The organism is Helicobacter jaachi (assembly GCF_000763135.2).
GTDB classification, from domain to species: Bacteria; Campylobacterota; Campylobacteria; order Campylobacterales; family Helicobacteraceae; genus Helicobacter_C; species Helicobacter_C jaachi.
Window position 1 is genome coordinate 94,221 of sequence record NZ_JRPR02000004.1, and the last position, 17,346, is coordinate 111,566.

General features: G+C 44.3%; 14 protein-coding genes. 8 read left to right on the forward strand and 6 right to left on the reverse strand.

What is annotated here, in order from left to right:
• Window position 1: 1 nt before the first annotated feature.
• The 4 genes from LS71_RS06460 to ilvC all read right to left on the reverse strand — a co-directional run bounded on the left by LS71_RS06460 (window position 2) and on the right by ilvC (window position 4,309).
• Complete coding sequence (locus LS71_RS06460; RefSeq protein ID WP_034354215.1) at window positions 2-1,774, reverse strand: oleate hydratase; 1,773 nt, start codon at window positions 1,772-1,774, stop codon at window positions 2-4.
• Between the two features lie 45 nt (window positions 1,775-1,819).
• A complete protein-coding gene (locus tag LS71_RS06465) occupies window positions 1,820-2,935 on the reverse strand; it encodes a hypothetical protein (RefSeq protein ID WP_034354212.1) in 1,116 nt (371 codons plus the stop codon).
• A gap of 154 nt (window positions 2,936-3,089) precedes the next feature.
• Window positions 3,090-3,284: a hypothetical protein gene (locus LS71_RS06470; protein ID WP_034354207.1), complete on the reverse strand. Its 195-nt coding sequence runs from the start codon at window positions 3,282-3,284 to the stop codon at window positions 3,090-3,092.
• Window positions 3,284-4,309 (reverse strand): ketol-acid reductoisomerase, encoded by a 1,026-nt coding sequence (gene ilvC / locus LS71_RS06475; protein WP_138109861.1) that lies wholly within the window; start codon window positions 4,307-4,309, stop codon window positions 3,284-3,286. The genes LS71_RS06470 and ilvC overlap by 1 nt, the downstream gene beginning before the upstream one ends.
• Before the next feature lie 109 nt (window positions 4,310-4,418).
• Here ilvC and LS71_RS06480 point away from each other — a divergent pair, with 109 nt between their 5' ends.
• From LS71_RS06480 to LS71_RS06510, 7 genes are all read left to right on the forward strand, one after another.
• Complete coding sequence (locus LS71_RS06480) at window positions 4,419-7,112, forward strand: phosphoenolpyruvate carboxylase (protein WP_034354579.1); 2,694 nt, start codon at window positions 4,419-4,421, stop codon at window positions 7,110-7,112.
• Window positions 7,113-7,423: 311 nt separating this feature from the next.
• Window positions 7,424-8,875: an LLM class flavin-dependent oxidoreductase gene (locus LS71_RS06485; protein ID WP_034354581.1), complete on the forward strand. Its 1,452-nt coding sequence runs from the start codon at window positions 7,424-7,426 to the stop codon at window positions 8,873-8,875.
• 128 nt (window positions 8,876-9,003) lie between these two features.
• Window positions 9,004-9,813 (forward strand): cyclase family protein, encoded by an 810-nt coding sequence (locus tag LS71_RS06490; RefSeq protein WP_052058007.1) that lies wholly within the window; start codon window positions 9,004-9,006, stop codon window positions 9,811-9,813.
• 34 nt (window positions 9,814-9,847) lie between these two features.
• Entirely contained in the window at window positions 9,848-11,140 is a 1,293-nt protein-coding gene (locus LS71_RS06495; protein WP_034354583.1) for an MFS transporter, read from the forward strand.
• A gap of 86 nt (window positions 11,141-11,226) precedes the next feature.
• The gene (locus tag LS71_RS06500; protein WP_034354586.1) at window positions 11,227-12,657 is read left to right on the forward strand and encodes an LLM class flavin-dependent oxidoreductase; all 1,431 of its coding nucleotides are present in this window, start codon (window positions 11,227-11,229) and stop codon (window positions 12,655-12,657) included.
• A gap of 35 nt (window positions 12,658-12,692) precedes the next feature.
• The gene (locus LS71_RS06505; protein ID WP_034354589.1) at window positions 12,693-13,727 is read left to right on the forward strand and encodes an ATP-grasp domain-containing protein; all 1,035 of its coding nucleotides are present in this window, start codon (window positions 12,693-12,695) and stop codon (window positions 13,725-13,727) included.
• A 20-nt stretch (window positions 13,728-13,747) separates the two neighbouring features.
• Window positions 13,748-14,779: an LLM class flavin-dependent oxidoreductase gene (locus tag LS71_RS06510; RefSeq protein WP_238700365.1), complete on the forward strand. Its 1,032-nt coding sequence runs from the start codon at window positions 13,748-13,750 to the stop codon at window positions 14,777-14,779.
• Window positions 14,780-14,899: 120 nt separating this feature from the next.
• Here LS71_RS06510 and LS71_RS06515 read toward each other — a convergent pair whose 3' ends face one another.
• The gene (locus tag LS71_RS06515; protein WP_081946263.1) at window positions 14,900-16,240 is read right to left on the reverse strand and encodes an argininosuccinate synthase; all 1,341 of its coding nucleotides are present in this window, start codon (window positions 16,238-16,240) and stop codon (window positions 14,900-14,902) included.
• Window positions 16,237-16,359, reverse strand: coding sequence for a hypothetical protein (locus LS71_RS09815; RefSeq protein WP_275050989.1), 123 nt, complete (start codon window positions 16,357-16,359; stop codon window positions 16,237-16,239). The genes LS71_RS06515 and LS71_RS09815 overlap by 4 nt, the downstream gene beginning before the upstream one ends.
• Between LS71_RS09815 and LS71_RS06520 the strand changes: the two genes are divergently transcribed.
• Window positions 16,349-17,326: a cation diffusion facilitator family transporter gene (locus tag LS71_RS06520; protein WP_034354591.1), complete on the forward strand. Its 978-nt coding sequence runs from the start codon at window positions 16,349-16,351 to the stop codon at window positions 17,324-17,326. The genes LS71_RS09815 and LS71_RS06520 overlap by 11 nt on opposite strands.
• Window positions 17,327-17,346: the final 20 nt, after the last annotated feature.

The window sequence follows — 17,346 nt, forward strand, 5'->3', positions numbered from 1 at the left end:
TCTATATCACCCCATATTCTTTCAAAAGGTCGCCTAGGAGTGTGTTGTCAATTTTTGCTATGGCGGCTTTTTCAAGCAGTTTGACTAAAAAAGGCACTTTCATTTCTGTGGGCTTTTTCCCGTCCATTAGCCGCACGCTAGAGGCAAGCAGGGCGCGAATATCAAAGCGCGAGCCAAAGACTTCCGGCACGCCCCTATCCACATTCAATAAAGTATAAACCGCCTCCATCGCCGTTCTAACCGAGTATTCAGTCGTAAAAATCGTATCACTAGCCGTCTGTGCAAACTGCCCTAAAAACGCAAAATTCACACAACCCTGCGGCACCACATCAGGTCTATCACCCTTTGCGCGCGGCATAAAAAACGCCGTGATATAGGGCATCATGCAAGGCACACAGCGCGCATGCTTTTCGCTATATTCCACAATCTTATCGCTCGGCACGCCGATATGATACAGCCACTCTTGGATAATCTCGCGCCCGCTGCACTCTTTCAAGGGCTTTTTGACAAAATCGCCCGGCACATCGGTAAATAGCCCATAAAACCAAATCACAAGCTGCTCTTTTGGCTGACTTTTGAAATGCGGCTGCCGATTGATAGTCCAGCTAAGCAGCCACGCAGAATCTCGCGCCGTGACAATGCCGCCGGTCACGACTTTCCCGCTAAAAGGGTCGCGTTTGCAAATTTTCTCAATATAAGGCGGGATAACATTATCAAGTGTCGTTATAGTCGCAGATTCCCAATTTGTCGCCTTAATATTGTTACAAAATTTCTCAGGGCGACCGAAACTAGAATCTTGAGCGGCGATATTTTTCCATAATTTCCAGCACGCACCCTCGCTTGTATTCAGCACCGGTGCGGTATTATCATCGCCTAAAGTCGAATTTTCCGTGCAGCTACCATTCGTAACAAACACCAAGTCATTTTCGCTTAATTTTATAGAATCTTCCTTGCCATCACGTTCAAAAATTATCTCTTTTGCCACCTTTTTGTTACCATTTTTCTCAAATTTCACATTGGTAACTTTTGTATTGTAGATAAAATTCACATTATGCTGCTTAAGATACGCAATCATGGGCATTATAAGCGACTCATATTGATTATATTTTGTGAATTTTAGCGCAGACAAATCAGGCAGCCCATCGACATGATGGATAAATCGCTGCAAATATAGCCGCATCTCAAGCGCGCTGTGCCAATTCTCAAACGCAAACATCGTGCGCCAGTAAAGCCAAAAGTTAGAATCTAGCACTTCTTTGCTAAACACTTCATCGATTTTTTTGTCATACAAGTCCTCATCGCGCGTGAAAAATAGCTTTAAAATCTCCATTAAGCCCTTATCACTCAAGCCAAATTTCTTGTCAGTATGGGCGTCTTGACCTTGATTTTGCGTTACTCTCATCAAAGAAAAATTTGGGTCTTTTTTGTTTAGCCAATAAAATTCGTCCAAAACACTTGCATTCTCAACCTCTAGCGAGGGGATAGAGCGAAACAAATCCCAAAGGCACTCAAAATGATTTTCCATCTCGCGCCCACCGCGGATAACAAAGCCCTTTTTGCTCTCATTATAGATTCCATCGCACGCCCCGCCCGGCAGACTTAGCTCCTCTAAAATGTGGATTTTCTCGCCCTTCATCTGCCCATCACGGATAAGAAAACACGCCGCAGACAGACTTGCAAGCCCACTTCCCACAAGATACGCACTCTTATTATCCACGCCCTCTGGCTTTAATGGGCGCGCAAACGCCTCGTAATTCCCGCTGCTGTAATACATTGCACACCTCCACGCAAAAATTTGCGCAATTATAATACAAAGTTTCTAATCTTTTAGGCTCTTTGGCGCACATTTTTGAAGCACGAGCAGCGCGCCATCAAAGTATAAAAAGCAATAAGGCTCGCTAATATTATGCTTGCTCAAATAATCCCTTGTGGCTTTAAAATCTGTGGCTTTATCCGTCTCATTTGCGGTGCTAAGCAGGATTAAATCACAAGATTCTTGCTTAAGCGGGTGTGTAACGAACTCAAATTCGGGCAAATATCGCGCATAGCTTATCCACGATACAGGCAGCTTACAATGCGCGCTATCAAAGTGCGTGGTGATATAAGCTGATGCGGCGCGAATATCTTCTTTTTTATAAGTGGCGCTAAGCAAAAAGCTATGAATGCTTAAACATACAAGGATTAAGCACACAAAGGGCAGCACACGCCTCCCATAAAAGCCTAAAATAAGGGCTACAAACAAGTATCCAAAAGGATAAATCTCAATAAAATAGCGCGTAGTCATTGTTTTACTCACAAAAGTAAAAATCACCACAAGCATACATATCTCAAATACGATAGGTAAGCAAAGCGTAATATGGCGCTTTATAAGGCTGCGCAATTGAGCAAAATTACTCACAGTAAGATAAAGGGTTGTGAGAATAAGCGCGCCTATGCCATATTTACCAAACATTGAGAGTAAAACGCTCCATACCAAACTCCACACGCTGCCCTCATGAATCCAGTTTTGTCCATTTGCCGAACCAATAATGCGCTCATAGAATCCACCATAATATATATGCACAAGAATCCACGCAACGCCCACACAGCCAATTATTAGAAAGCTTAAAAATACAGGGAGAAAAAGTGATTTTTTATACAAACATTCAAGCAAAAGCGCTAGCCCTGCGCAAAAACAAAAAATATATGCATAATAATGCGTTAAAATGAGCAAAACTCCAACAAAACTTAGCCCAACAAAATGCCAAATACTAAGGGAAGTAAAGCGCGCATATAAAGATTCTCTAATCAAAAAATACAGCACACAAAATACAGATGATAAACCTAGTAGCATGGCATAGCTGCGCAATTCCTGCGCATAGTAAATCGTATTTGGCGCACACAAATATATACCAAAATAAATAAAGGCTACATAGCGCCCTGTGTGCTTTTGCAATAGATAATAACTGACAAAACCCCCTACAAGAATGCAAAGTGTGCTAAAAAATCGTAAAACGCCATCAGTGTAGCCAAAAAGTTTGGCATAGAAGTAAAGTAGAAAATTATATAAAAAAGGGTGATTGTCGCCTAAAACAAGCTCCCAGAATCTATTAAGAGAGGTTATACCCCCCCCCCCCGATACTCATCACGCTAAAGCCCTCATCACCCCAGATAGAAGTGCGAGTGATATTTGATAGCACAATGGCTAAAAATATCGCGCATAGCGCGCATAATACGAGCTTGCCCTGATGATTTAAGAAAGCTTTGGACAAGGATACCTTAGGGGCTTTAGATTCTATAGGCATTAATTTTTCTCCTTATCCACTAGCTTGCCTTTGTTTATCCAGGGCATCATTTCGCGCAGGCGGGTGCCGACCTTTTCGATTGGGTGGGCGGCTAGATTTGCGCGCTCTGCGTTCATGCGTGCGTAGCCGGCTTTTCGCTCTAAAATAAAATCTTTTGCAAATTTGCCATCTTGAATGTCTTTTAATATTGACTTCATTGCGCGTTTTGCCTCGCCTCCTATTACACGCGGACCGCTTATCATATCGCCGTATTCTGCGGTATTTGAGATAGAATATCGCATATTTTCTAGCCCCCCTTGATATATCAAATCTACGATTAATTTTAGCTCGTGCAAGCACTCAAAATACGCCATCTCCTCAGGATACCCCGCCTCTACCAAAGTCTCAAATCCTGCTTTCACAAGGCTTGTCACACCGCCGCAAAGCACCGCTTGCTCGCCAAATAAATCTGTCTCAGTCTCATCTTTAAAGCTTGTCTCAATGACACCGCTTCGCCCCCCGCCAATTGCAGCGGCATAGCTTAATGCAATAGCCTTTGCATCGCCCCGACTAGTATCTTGTGCCACTGCGATTAAATCTGGGATTCCCCCCCCTGCTACAAATTCGCTTCTAACGGTGTGCCCGGGCGCTTTTGGAGCGACCATTATTACGCCCACGCCCTTTGGTGCTTTTATCTGCCCAAAATGAATGTTAAATCCATGACCAAATGCAATAATCTTATCTTCACTCAAATGTGGCGCGATGTCGCGGTAAAATACATCGCTTTGCAGTTCATCTGGTATTAGAATCATTATCACATCTGCCCATTTTGTAGCCTCTGCCACTTCTACTACTTTGAATTTTTTTGCTTCTGCTTTTGCCCAGCTTTTGCCACCTTTATAAAGCCCGATGACTACCTGCACGCCGCTATCTCGCAAGTTTTCAGCATGTGCGTGTCCTTGACTTCCAAAGCCTATGATTGCCACTTTTTTGCCTTGTATTAAGCCTAAATCGCAGTCTTTATCGTAATAAACTTTAAGTGCCATTTTGTTTGTCCTTTCGCAGTTTTGCCACCGCTTAAATGATAGAATAAAGGCTCAATTATAGTTAAAACAAACTTAGTTATAATTAACGCCAAATCACAAAGGAGGCAAAATGCAGCACATCACAGATACAAACTCACCCTTATCACGCTCTAGCCTACTTGAGCCAGCGCAAATGGAATTTGTAGGAGAAATCATCACTAGCCTCCTGCAGAGCATTGATACAGAGCTAACGCACGCCTTTATTAGTATTAAACAAAGCCTTGAAAAGAAAGATATTGAGACATTTAAGCGCGCGCTTGCAGAGATTTCAGCACAGGATAAAACACTTTTTATTATAAAGGCTTTCACGCTCTATCATATGCTACTTAATATTATCGAGGAGTTAAACCTTAGCAACAATGCCACACTCAACACCCTCCCCCAAAGCCTGCAGGATTTAAATAAAGAGGGCTATGATACTTGTGATATGCTAGAGATTTTAGAGCATTTGCGCTTTTATCCCGTCTTTACCGCGCACCCTACAGAATCTCGCCGCCGCACTTTCCTTGAAGCGCATCATCAAATGAGCCAAAACATTCAAGCCATTTTTACGCACAATGACAGCGCGGCTAAAGCCCAACTGCTCTATCGCTTGCACCTATTGTGGCATACGCATTTGGTGCGCAGTGAAAAAATGGAGATTTTATTTGAGCTTGATAATCTACTCTATATTATTGAAAGTTCCATACTTGAGGCGGCTACAAAGGTTTTAGGCGATATACAATGCTTGCTAAATAAAAATTTAGAGCATTCGCCAATCACACTAGGCAGCTGGATAGGCGGCGATAGAGATGGCAATCCCTATGTAAGCAATGAAATTATGACAAAGGTTATGAAAATCGCGCATAAGGCTATCATTGAAGTGTATATTAAAAAATGCGATAAGCTTATCCGCGAGCTTTCCATGTCTATGGATTTTATAAAGCCTAGCAAAGCCCTCATGCAATCCCTACAAGATAATATAGCCCAACTCTCGCAAAGTCAAGCCACACTCTTTGCCAAAGAACCCTTTCGCGCTAAACTCTACCTTATCAAAAAGAAATTGCAAAATCGCCTCATAGCCATTAATACTGTGGATAATATTGATTTTACCTACAAAGATTCTAAAGAGCTTATTGGCGATATTGATATGCTTATAGAATCTCTAGATTCTATCTCTGCAGCGGGATTGGTGGAGTTTAGGCATTTAGTGCTGCTTGGGGGCTTTCATCTTTTAAGGCTTGATTTTAGGGAGCATAGAGATGTAATTTTAAACGCCACAAGCGAGGTATTTTGCCTTATTGGGAGGAGCGATAGCGATTTTAAGGATTTAAGCGAGAATAAAAAATGCGAGATTTTAAATACGGCTTTAGGCGCTAAAAGATTTGATTTAAATACCATACTTGAAGAGCTTTCACCAGAAACAAGGCGCTTTGTGGGTGCATTTTTACGCATTCAGTGGGCAAAAAAGCATATTTCAGAGCATATTTTGCAAAGTTTTATCATCTCTATGTGCACAGAAGCAAGTGATTTGCTCTGTGTGCTGTGGTTTGCTAAACAAAGCGGCTTATGGAAGCCGGGCAAAAAAAAGGAGGCAAAAAGCGGCAAGGCAAAAATTTCCATTACCCCACTTTTTGAGACCATAGACGACTTACAGCGCGCACAAAGCATTATCCAAACACTATGTGTAAACCCGCATTATCGACAATATCTACTTGATAATCAAAGCACGCAAGAAATTATGATTGGCTATTCAGATTCAAGCAAAGATGGTGGGATTTTTGCTAGCAATTACAATTTATATCACGCTATTAGCAATCTTACCAAGCTCCAAAGCACGCTTGATATACATATTCGCTTTTTCCACGGGCGCGGAGGGAGCGTTAGCCGCGGTGGCGGGAGTTTGGAGGAGGCTTTATTATCCTCTAGCCCTCAAAGTGTGAATGGCGTGCTAAAAACCACAGAGCAAGGCGAAATGATAAGCGCTAAGTATCTTAACAAAAATATCGCTACTAAAAATTTTTCAAGCACCCTTAGCGCGCTGCTTAAAAGGGCAGCATATGATACTTATTGCGTAGGGAGCGCGTGTGAAGTTAATCCAGAGACGATGAGCCTGCTTGAGCCTATTTCGCAGCATTCCTACAAAGCCTATCGCGCACTTGTGTATGAAAATAAGGGATTTATGGAGTATTTTAAAAATGCTACGCCCATAGAATTTATACAGAATCTAAACTTAGGTTCGCGCCCAAGCAAGCGCAAAGACACGCAAAAAGTCGAGGATTTACGCGCAATTCCCTGGGTATTTGCATGGACGCAAAATCGCAGCATTATCCCCGCATGGTATGGGCTAGGCAGTGGTTTAGCGCAAGGAGATAAAAATGCCTTGCGAGATTGCTACGCTCAATCACTTTTTTTTAAAACTACCATTGATAACATCTCTCAAGCCCTGCTCAAGGTAGATTTAGACATTGCAAAACTTTATAATGAATTTGTGAAAAATAAAGCCATAAGAGAGGATATTTGGGAGCATATTTATGCCCAATACAACCTTACTTTAGAGTATTTGCTCTATTTGCGCAATGAAAGCGAGCTGCTAGATTCTGAAAGTGGCATTAGAGAATCTATCCTTTTGCGCAAGCCATATTTGAGCGTGCTTAATCTCACGCAAATTGAGCTTATCAAAAAATACCAAAGCTCGCATTATGCAAAGGCGCAAGAGCGGCTTATGGAGCAAATCCACGCCACTATTGTAGGCATAGCTCAAGGCATTCGCAATACTGGCTAAGCCTTTACTCTTGTGCAATAAGTGCTTCTGCGCCTTATAGCTTCAATCTCCTCATTTTTAAGCCTTAATTTTAACCCTCCAAATATTCATTTCCCCATCATCTTTTCTAGATTCCATATTTGAAATCTTTGTGCTGGCGTGATTTTGTGAGATTCTATAAGCTTATTTTTATTAAATACCCCTTTAAAAATGAGTAAAAAAGTATCATTAATTACAAATTTTTGCAATTACATATTGTATTTTTAAAAATTTATGTGTATGATGACACCTGTAAGTTCAAAAACGAACTTAACAAAAAAAGGAGTATTAATATGAGCAAAAAAAATAAAAAACAAATCCACTTTAACGCTTTTGATATGAATTGTATTTCGCATTTAAGTCCCGGGCTGTGGCGCTATCCTGGCGATGAGGCGGTAAGATATAAGGACATTGAGTATTGGCAAAATATTGCAAAAATCGCCGAAAAAGGGCTATTTGACGCGGTATTTATCGCTGATGTGCTAGGCGTGTATGATGTGTATCGTGGCAATGACTTTGGCGCGCTAAGAGCGGCGCTGCAAGTGCCTGTGAATGACCCCGTGCAGCTGGCTGCGGTGATGGCAAGTGTGACTAGCAATGTAGGCTTTGGAATCACGGCTGCTACGGCTTTTGAGCACCCATATCCCTTCGCGCGTCGCCTTAGCACGCTAGACCACCTAACCAAAGGGCGCGTGGGCTGGAATATCGTAACAGGCTATCTGCCCGCGGCGAATCGCAATATGGGCGCAAGCGAGCTGCCGCACGATGAGCGTTACGATGTCGCGGACGAGTATATGGAAGTGATTTATAAGCTTTTGGAGGGCAGCTGGGAAGATGACGCCGTGATAGCCGATAAAAGTAGCGGCGAGTATATCAACCCGCACAAAGTCCATCACATAGGGCATCACGGCAAGTATTATGATGTGCCTGGCATTCACATTTGTGAGCCTAGCATTCAGCGCACGCCGGTGCTGTTTCAGGCGGGGGCTAGCGCGCGTGGGAGGCGGTTTGCTGGGCGGCACGCGGAGGCGATTTTTGTTACCGCGCCCACAAAGGAGCATGCGCGCCTTGTCGTAGGGCAGATACGCGATGAGCTAGCGCGCGCTGGACGCGACCCTTTGGGAGCAAAGATTTATTTGGGCGCGACTATCATCACAGATTCTAATGATAAGCTAGCCGAGGCGAAGTTTAATGATTTGGCAAGTTACGGCAGTGTGGAGGGCATTTTGGTAAAGTATTCAGGCTGGCTTGGCGTGGATTTGAGCCGCTACAAGCTTGATGAGCCGCTAAATAACATTAAGTCAAACGCGATAATTGCGTTAGTTGATGCTTTGCGAGAATCTACTACAGATTCTGGCAAGATTTGGACGCTGCAGGATTTAATACATAGCGAGAGAATCGGCTCTTTGGGACCAAAAATTGTCGGTGGGAAGCAAAAGGTGGCAGATATTTTAGAGGAGTTTATAGGCTATAGCGGGGCTGATGGGTTTAATCTAGCTTATGCTACCACGCCTGGCACTTTTGAGGATATAGTGGAATTCATCGTGCCTACACTGCAGGAGCGGGGCGTGTATCGCTTGGAGTATGAAAGCGGGAGCTTGCGAAATAAGCTTTTTGGCAATGGCGATAGGCTGCCCTACTCACACACAGGCGCGAAATACCGCGTAGGCGGCGCACTTAGCACGATAAATGACTACGCAAACACCGGTCGCCCCCGCAAGTCAAATGAGGAATATGCGATATAGAATCTAGATTCTATATCGCCACGTTGCTGCACTTCGTGCCGCAAGGGTTAGATTTTAAGTCTAGATTCTGTAATTTATAGAATCTTTAAAGCCCCATATCTATGGGAATCAACATAAAAGGATACAACATGAAAAAATGGTTTTTAATTATATTAGCAGCTTTTAGCATAGCAGCAGCAAAAGAGCAAAATACCGAAATCCTGCAGGCTTTAAATGTGCTGCAAAAGGGTAAATTCATAGATTTGACACATGGCGTAAATGATAAGATTCCACGCTTCTACGCCCTGCCAAAGCTAGAGCAAGATAAGATTTTTAATGTGGATAAAGATGGCTTTTTTGTGTATAAGACAAGCTTCCCAACGCAGTATGGCACGCACATTGACGCGCCTATACATTTTGTGAATAATAAGCGCACGCTAGAGCAAATACAGCTTAAAGAGCTAGTGCTGCCCCTCATTGTCATTCATAAAGAAAAGGAGGTCGCCAAAAATGCGGACTATATCCTTACAAAGCAAGATGTGCTAGACTTTGAAAAGCGCCATGGAGCAATCCCTAAAAATAGCTTTGTGGCCTTTGCTAGCGGCTGGAGCAAAAAGTGGGATTTGGCTGTGGCTGGTAAGGCGGATTTTAGCAATAAAGATAAAAAAGGCGATGCGCATACGCCTGGCTGGAGCATTGAGGCATTAGAGTATATCTTAAATGAGCGAGGGGCTACTGCTATTGGGCATGAGACGCTAGATACGGACGCGGCGGCTGATGTGCGTAAAAATGGCTTTTTAGAATCTGAAAAGTTTGTTTTAAGTCAAAATAAATATCAAATCGAGCTTTTGACAAATTTAGAGAATCTGCCTGCCACTGGGGGCATTATCATCATTGGCGTGCCAAAGTTTGAGGGCTATCCGGGCTTCCCTGTGCGCGCATTTGCCATTGTGCCTTGAGTAGATTCTATATAAAGCTATAAAAGGAAACAATATGAATACATTACATTATAAACAAAATATAGATTCTATCCCAAAAGAGCATAATCCCAAAGCCCTGCGCTCCGTGCTTGCAGCTAGTAGTGGGAATCTAGTGGAGTGGTTTGATTTTTACATTTATGGATTTTCAGCGGTGTATTTTGCAAAAAATTTCTCCGATGCAAGCTCGCCCATTGTGCAGCAAATCTCTGTATTTGGCGTATTTGCGGCTGGATTTTTAATGCTACCTATTGGCAGTGCAGTTTTTGGCAGCATTGCGGATAAAATTGGACGCAAAAGCTCGATGATTATCTCTATCGTGCTTATGGCGCTAGGCTCATTTATTATCGCATTTTTGCCCGATAAGCGCACTATAGGCGATGCGGCGATTTTGCTATTACTCTTTGCAAGACTTTTACAGGGCTTTGCTGTGGGTGGCGAATATGGCATTGCTGCGGCATATCTTAGCGAAGTGGCACCACCGGGAAAAAGGGGGTTTTATTCAAGTTTTCAGTATTTCACGCTCATTGGTGGGCAGCTTTTGGCTGTGGCTAGCGTTAGCGTGCTATTTTCATTTTTAAATCAAGAGCAAATGAGTGATTTTGGCTGGCGCATTTTATTTTTTATCGGCGGTGTAGCCGCGCTTTTAAGCTTACTGGTGCGTAGCCTTATGCATGATAATTCAGCAGAAGAATTAAAAAAATATGATGATAGAGGCAGCTTTAAAGCGCTTTTTAAATCTTATAAATCTTTTCTTTTGGTGCTTGGCATTACCGCTGGGTGCTCGCCTGCGTGGTATGTGATTACCGTGTATAGCAAGGTATTTATGATAAATAATGGTATTGATGCGGTGGTAGCAAATAATATCATTTTAGGCGCGCTCTTTGTGCTATTTATCGTAACGCCCTTTCTTGGCGCGCTAAGTGATAAAATCGGGTTAAAAACCTCGCTTTTAATTTTCTGCGTATTTGCGCTTTTTGGCGTGTATCCGCTATTTGAGCTTATGCGCGGGACGCAAAATGCGTTTGTGCTTTTTGGGATTTTAGGGCTTATGTGCTTTGTGCTTGGATTTTACTCCGCAGTGGCAGGGATTTTTAAAACAACACTTTTCCCTGTGCATGTGCGAGCTCTTGGCACTGGGCTAAGCTACACTCTTGGCGCAGCGCTATTTGGTGGGAGTGCGACTTATGTGGCACTGCAGTTTAAGGAATGGGGCGTGGAGAATGGATTTTTTATCTATTTTGAAATTTTAATGATTATTGCGACTATTTGTGTGATTTTAATCCCCAAAAAGCGCGAATTAGATTAATGCAAAAGGGTAATAAAGCTAGATTCTATATAGAATCTAGTATAATTTTGCACCGCAAAAAGCCTAAGATTCTATAAGGAGGGAATATGAGCAAGACAAAGCAAATTAGTCTAAATGCCTTTGATATGAATTGTGTATCGCATTTAAGTCCGGGGCTATGGCGCTATCCGGGCGATTGTTCGCTAAAGTATAAAGACATTGAGTATTGGCAAAATATCGCGCGTATTGCAGAGCAAGGGCTATTTGATGCGGTATTTATCGCTGATGTGCTAGGCGTGTATGATGTGTATCGTGGCAATGATTTAGGCGCGCTAAGAGCGGCGCAGCAGCTGCCTATCAATGACCCGCTAAGTCTTGCCACTATCGGTGCGGCTGTTACTAAAAATGTGGGTTTTGGCATTACAGCTGGCGTGTTTTTTGAGCACCCTTATCCCTTTGCGCGGCGCTTAAGCACGCTAGACCATTTGACCAAAGGGCGCATAGGCTGGAATATCGTAACAGGCTACTTACCGAGCGCAAATAAAAATATGGGTGCAAAGGAGCTGCCACACGATGAGCGCTATGATGTAGCAGAGGAATATATGGAAGTGATTTATAAACTCTTAGAGGGCAGCTGGGAAGATGATGCGGTGATTTTAGATAGGGAGAGCGGCGATTTTGCTAATCCTTACAAAGTCCATCACATAGGACATCATGGCAAATATTATGATGTGCCGGGCATTCATTTGTGCGAGCCTAGCATTCAGCGCACACCTGTGCTATTTCAAGCGGGTAATTCACCGCGTGGGCGCGCCTTTAGCGCGAAACACGCAGAAGCTATGTTTATCGCGCCCCCCTTGCAATACGCCAAAACAGCCGTTGCCCAAATACGCCAAGAGCTCATCAAAGCTGGGCGCGACCCATATAGCGCAAAAATATACCTTCTAGCCACTATCATTACAGATGAGAGCGAAAGTCTAGCGCAAGCAAAGTATAAAGATTTACTCAAATATGCGCACAAAGAGGGCGCACTGGTAGTGAATTCCGGCTGGCTTGGCGTAGATTTAAGCAAATATAAACTTGATGAGCCGCTTGATAAAATTCAATCAAATGCTATGCTTGGCAAGGTGGAGGCGATGAGTAATTCTACTATCGACGGGCAGCGCGCTTGGACTTTGGGCGATTTGTTAAAGCTTTCAGGCATTGGCGCGCCTCAAGCACCGCGCATTATCGGCAGTCCAAAGCAGGTAGCCGACACACTGCAAGATATTATCGCCCAAACAGATGCCGATGGCTTTAATCTCTCCTATGCCACAACACCCGGGACTTTTGAAGATGTGGTGCGCTATGTCGTGCCTGAACTCCAAAAGCGCGACGCGTATAAACACGAATACGCCAAAGGCTCACTGCGCAATAAACTCTTTGGCAAAGGCGATAGGCTAGATTCTACGCACATTGGCTCGCAATATCGCGTAGGTGGCGCACTAAGCACGATTGATGACTATACTGATACAGGCAGACCGCGCCCCGCAGAATAGAATCTAGGCTCAATTTTTGAAAAGAAAGGACAAAAATGTTGTATAACAATCTTAAAAAAGGTATTTATATCCTGCATGAAAATCCTGAGTGGATACCGCCATTTCGTGCGGCGTTTGAGCGCGCGGGCGTGGAGTTTGGCGAGATTATTTTGACTAGTGGTAGCATTGATTTAGATTCTATAGATTCTATAGAATCTAGTCCGCTTAGCGGCGTGTTTTGGAGTAGGCTTAGTGCGTCTAGCCATACGCGTGGGAATGCGCACTCTAAGGAGTATGGGCGCGCCCTGCTTAGCGCGCTAGAATCTAGAAATATAGAATCTAAAGCGCAAAACCCCGTGCGCGTGGTAAATGCAAGCCATGTCCTAGAGCTAGAAGTAAGCAAAGTGCGCCAGCATTTAGCCTTGAAAAACGCCGGATTTATCGTGCCACGCACTATCGCAGTCTTTGGGAAAGGCGACTTGCTAAGTGCGGCAGAGCGTATTTCACAAGGGGGCAAAGAGCCCTTTATCACAAAGCATAATCAAGGCGGCAAAGGCTTAGGCGTGCGGCGTTTTGAGAGTTTGAGCGAGTTTGGCGAATATATAGAATCTAGCGAGTTTGAGCCGCCAGCTGATGACATCACGTTGCTGCAGGAGTATGTGCGCGCGCGTGCTATGTTTATCACGCGCCTTGAGTTTATCGGTGGGCGGTTTTTTTACGCGGTGCGCGTGGATACGAGTGGTGGGGCGTTTGAGCTATGCCCTGCTGATGCGTGCAATATTGAGGATATAAAGCCGCAGCTTGCAGGCGCGGCGTGCGAGATAGGTAGCAATGATAAGTTTAGTTTGCGAGAGGATATTAACGCGGATACGCCGCTAGTGGTGCGCTTGGAGGGTTTTTTAAGGGCGCAAAATATCGATATTGCCGGCATTGAGTTTATGGAAGATACGCAAGGTAGGCAGGTGGTGTATGATATTAACACAAACACAAACTACAATAGCGCGGTAGAAAACGCCTTGCGCTCTCAGGGGAAGCCTTGCGCGGCTGATAGGGTGGTGGAGTTTTTGACAAATGAACTCCATAAGCTTTAATCTCAACAAAAGGAGCAAAAATGGCAGAGAAAATGCAGTTTGGCTATTGGACGCCTGTGTTTGGCAGCTGGCTTAGGAATGTAGATGATGATAGCACGCAGTGTAGCTGGGAGTATTGTCGCGATTTGGCGCTGCGTGCGGAGGCGCTAGGATACGCGCTAACGCTCGTGCCTGAGCTGTATTTGAATGATATTAAAGGGCATAGCGCGCCTGTGCTTGATGCGTGGGCGGTGGCAAATGGCTTGGCTGCGATTACTTCTAAAATTGAGATTTTAGCAGCGCTGCGCCCGCAGTATCATCAAGTAGCCATTACTGCGAAGCAAATTGCCACGATTGCGGAGATTTCAAACTATCGCTTTAGCATAAATATGGTGAGCGCGTGGTGGGAGGAGGAGGCGCGGCAATATGGCATTAGCTTTGATGCTCACGATGATAGATACACGCTCACGCGCGAATATACCGATGTTTTGCGTGGATTTTGGCGTGATACTCCTTTTAGCTATAAGGGAAAATATTTTCACTTTGAGAATGCCTACAATGAGCCAAAGCCAAAGCGTATGCCGCTGGTGTATGCAGGCGGTGAGAGCGAGGTGGGGCGAGAGGCGATTACGCATTTTGCTGATAAGTATCTTATGCATGGTGGCACGCTCCAAGAGATAGAATCTAAAATCGCTGATATGCGCGCGCGTCGCGCTAGGGCTGGATTGAGCGACTTTCAAGGCTATGGAATGGCAGTCTATATGATAGTGCGCGATACGCAAGCAGAAGCAGATGCCGAGCTAGCGCGTATTACCAATATCAAGGACTTTGCGGCGTATGAAAATTCATATAAGGATTTTACAGATAATTCAAATTTGAATGTGGAGATTAGCAAGGAGGAGTATAGCGTGTCTAATCGTGGCTTGCGTCCGCGACTTGTGGGCACGCCGCAAAGTGTGGCGGAGAAAATTCGCGCGTATAAAAAGGCTGGGCTAGACTTGCTCATCGTGCAGTGTGCGAATATGAAAGAGGAGCTTGAGTATATCGCAAGGAATGTGTTTCCGTTATTGTAAATGAGAGCTGTAGTGGTGACTTAGGACATGCAAAAGCCCTTTTTAGAATCTGGATTCTAAAAAGGTGGCGCATGGGTCTTTGCGTTGTAGAATCTGCTTAATACTTGTGTTTATTTTGCGCTATTTTTTGGTATTCTTAACACTCTTGGCGGGCTTAGTTTGCACTATTTTAGCGCTATCTGCCTTGTTTTGAGTAGCCATTCCCTGCGCCTTTGCCCCGCCCTTACCTTTACCACTCACCTTAGCTTTCCCCGCGATAATAAAGCGCAAGGCGTTAAGTTTTATAAACCCAGCGGCGTCCTTTTGGTCATACACGCTATCCTCCTCAAAAGTGCTGTAAGCCGCGTTAAATAGGGAGTTTTGGCTCACTCGCCCAACCACCATCACATTGCCCTTATAAAGTTTCAGTCGCACTTCGCCACTCACGCGCTCTTGCGTCTTATCAATCAGTGCCTGAAGTGCCTGCCGCTCGGGGCTAAACCAATATCCATTATAGATTAGCTCCGCATATCGCGGCATTATAGAATCTTTCAAATGTGCCTCCTCCCTATCTAGCGTGATAGATTCTATCGCGCGGTGCGCCTTTAGGTATATCGCGCCCCCTGGCGTCTCATAGCAGCCGCGCGACTTCATACCCACATAGCGATTTTCGACCAAGTCAAGCCGCCCGATGCCATGCTTACCACCTAGCTCATTTAGGCGCGTCCAAAACGCCGCAGGGCTAAGCCTCTTGCTATTCACACTCACGCCATCGCCATTTTCAAAGCCTATAACCACGCTCTCTGCCTTATCTGGCGCGTCCAAGGGCGAAACGCTCCATCGCCACATGCTCTCCTCAGGCTCTGCGTTTGGGTCTTCTAGAATCTGCCCCTCATAGCTTATGTGCAGCAGGTTTGCGTCCATTGAATAGGGCGATTTATTTTTCTTTTTTTCGATTGGGATACCTGCGTTTTCTGCGTATTTTAGCAGTTTTTCGCGGCTGTTTAAATCCCACTCACGCCACGGCGCGATGACTTTGATGTCTGGATTTAGCGCATATGCGCCTAGCTCAAAGCGCACTTGGTCGTTTCCCTTGCCTGTGGCGCCGTGTGCTATGGCATCTGCGCCGACCTTTTTTGCTATCTCTACTAAGTGTTTTGTGATTAGCGGGCGGGCGATGCTAGTACCCAGCAGGTATTCGCCCTCATAAATCGTGTTTGCGCGAAACATGGGGAATACGAAGTCTTTGATGAATTCCTCTCTTAAATCTTGTATGAAAATGTTCTCTGCTTTGATGCCGAGTTTCAGGGCTTTTTGGCGCGCTGGCTCTACTTCCTCGCCCTGCCCGATGTCTGCGGTAAATGTGATGACTTCACAGCCATAAGTGTCGCCTAGCCATTTTAAAATCACGCTTGTGTCAAGCCCCCCGCTGTATGCGAGGACTACTTTTTTTATTTTGCCTTTTGTGTCGCTTTTTTTCATAACCCACCCCGTTTATAGAATCTAGATTCTGTATTATAATGCAAAATAGCTAAATTCAAAGCCAAAGAAGCTATAATGAACGCTTTAGGCTTAAATACAGGGGGATAAATGAATTTCATACGCGCCTTGCTCTCGCGGCAGATAAAGCATTATGGCACAAGTGTGCGGGATAATAAAGTGCGCACGCCCGCGCAAGCGCTCAAAACAGAACAAAAAGTGCTTGAAGTATCGATGTTTAGCGCGCTTTTCTTGGCTATTTTTGGCATAGGCTTTGGCATTTATGTCAAATCTATGGCGGTTATGTTTGATGGCTTTGTGGCGCTCGTAAGCGTAGGGCTAGGAATGCTAAGCGTGATTACTTCGCGCTATATTTATAAAGAAGATGATGATGTGTTTCAATATGGCTATGTGCGCTTTGAACCTATGGTGAATTTGTTTAAATCCCTTGTGCTTGTATTTGTATGCGTGTATGCCTTTATAAACGCGCTGCATAGTATCATTAATGGTGGTTATGATGTGGAAGTGGGCGGCGCGGTGGTGTATAGCCTGTGTGCATTTGTATTTTGCGCGCTGCTTTATGGATACACTTTGCTTTATGTGCGAGCTTTAGAATCTGATTTGGTGAAAGTTGATAATACAGAATGGAAAATTGATTGCGTGCTGTATTTGGGCGCACTGGTGGCGTTTGGCATTATTTATTGGCTGCCGCATTTACACATAAAGCGATATATTGACCCTGCGCTTTTGGCTATTTTATCACTTATGCTGTGCGTGTCTCCTATTCGCATAGCTGTGGCAAATTTCAAAGATTTGATGATGGTAGCGCCAAAGGAGATTGATGAAAAAATTACAAATATTATGGAATCTTTAAGCGTGGAGTATGGATTTAGTGATTATGATACGCATGTCGCGAAATCTGGGCGGTTTTATATGGTGGAGGTTAATATCCTCACACATAAGAATTTTAAGCCCAAAACTATGCAGGAGTTTGATGATATTCGTGAGCGTATTCAAAAAGCCCTTGAAATCCCTAGCTACAAAATATGGCTCTCTGTGAGCTTTACGGCAAATCCGCAATGGCTTTAGGCTAGATTCTATAAATTACC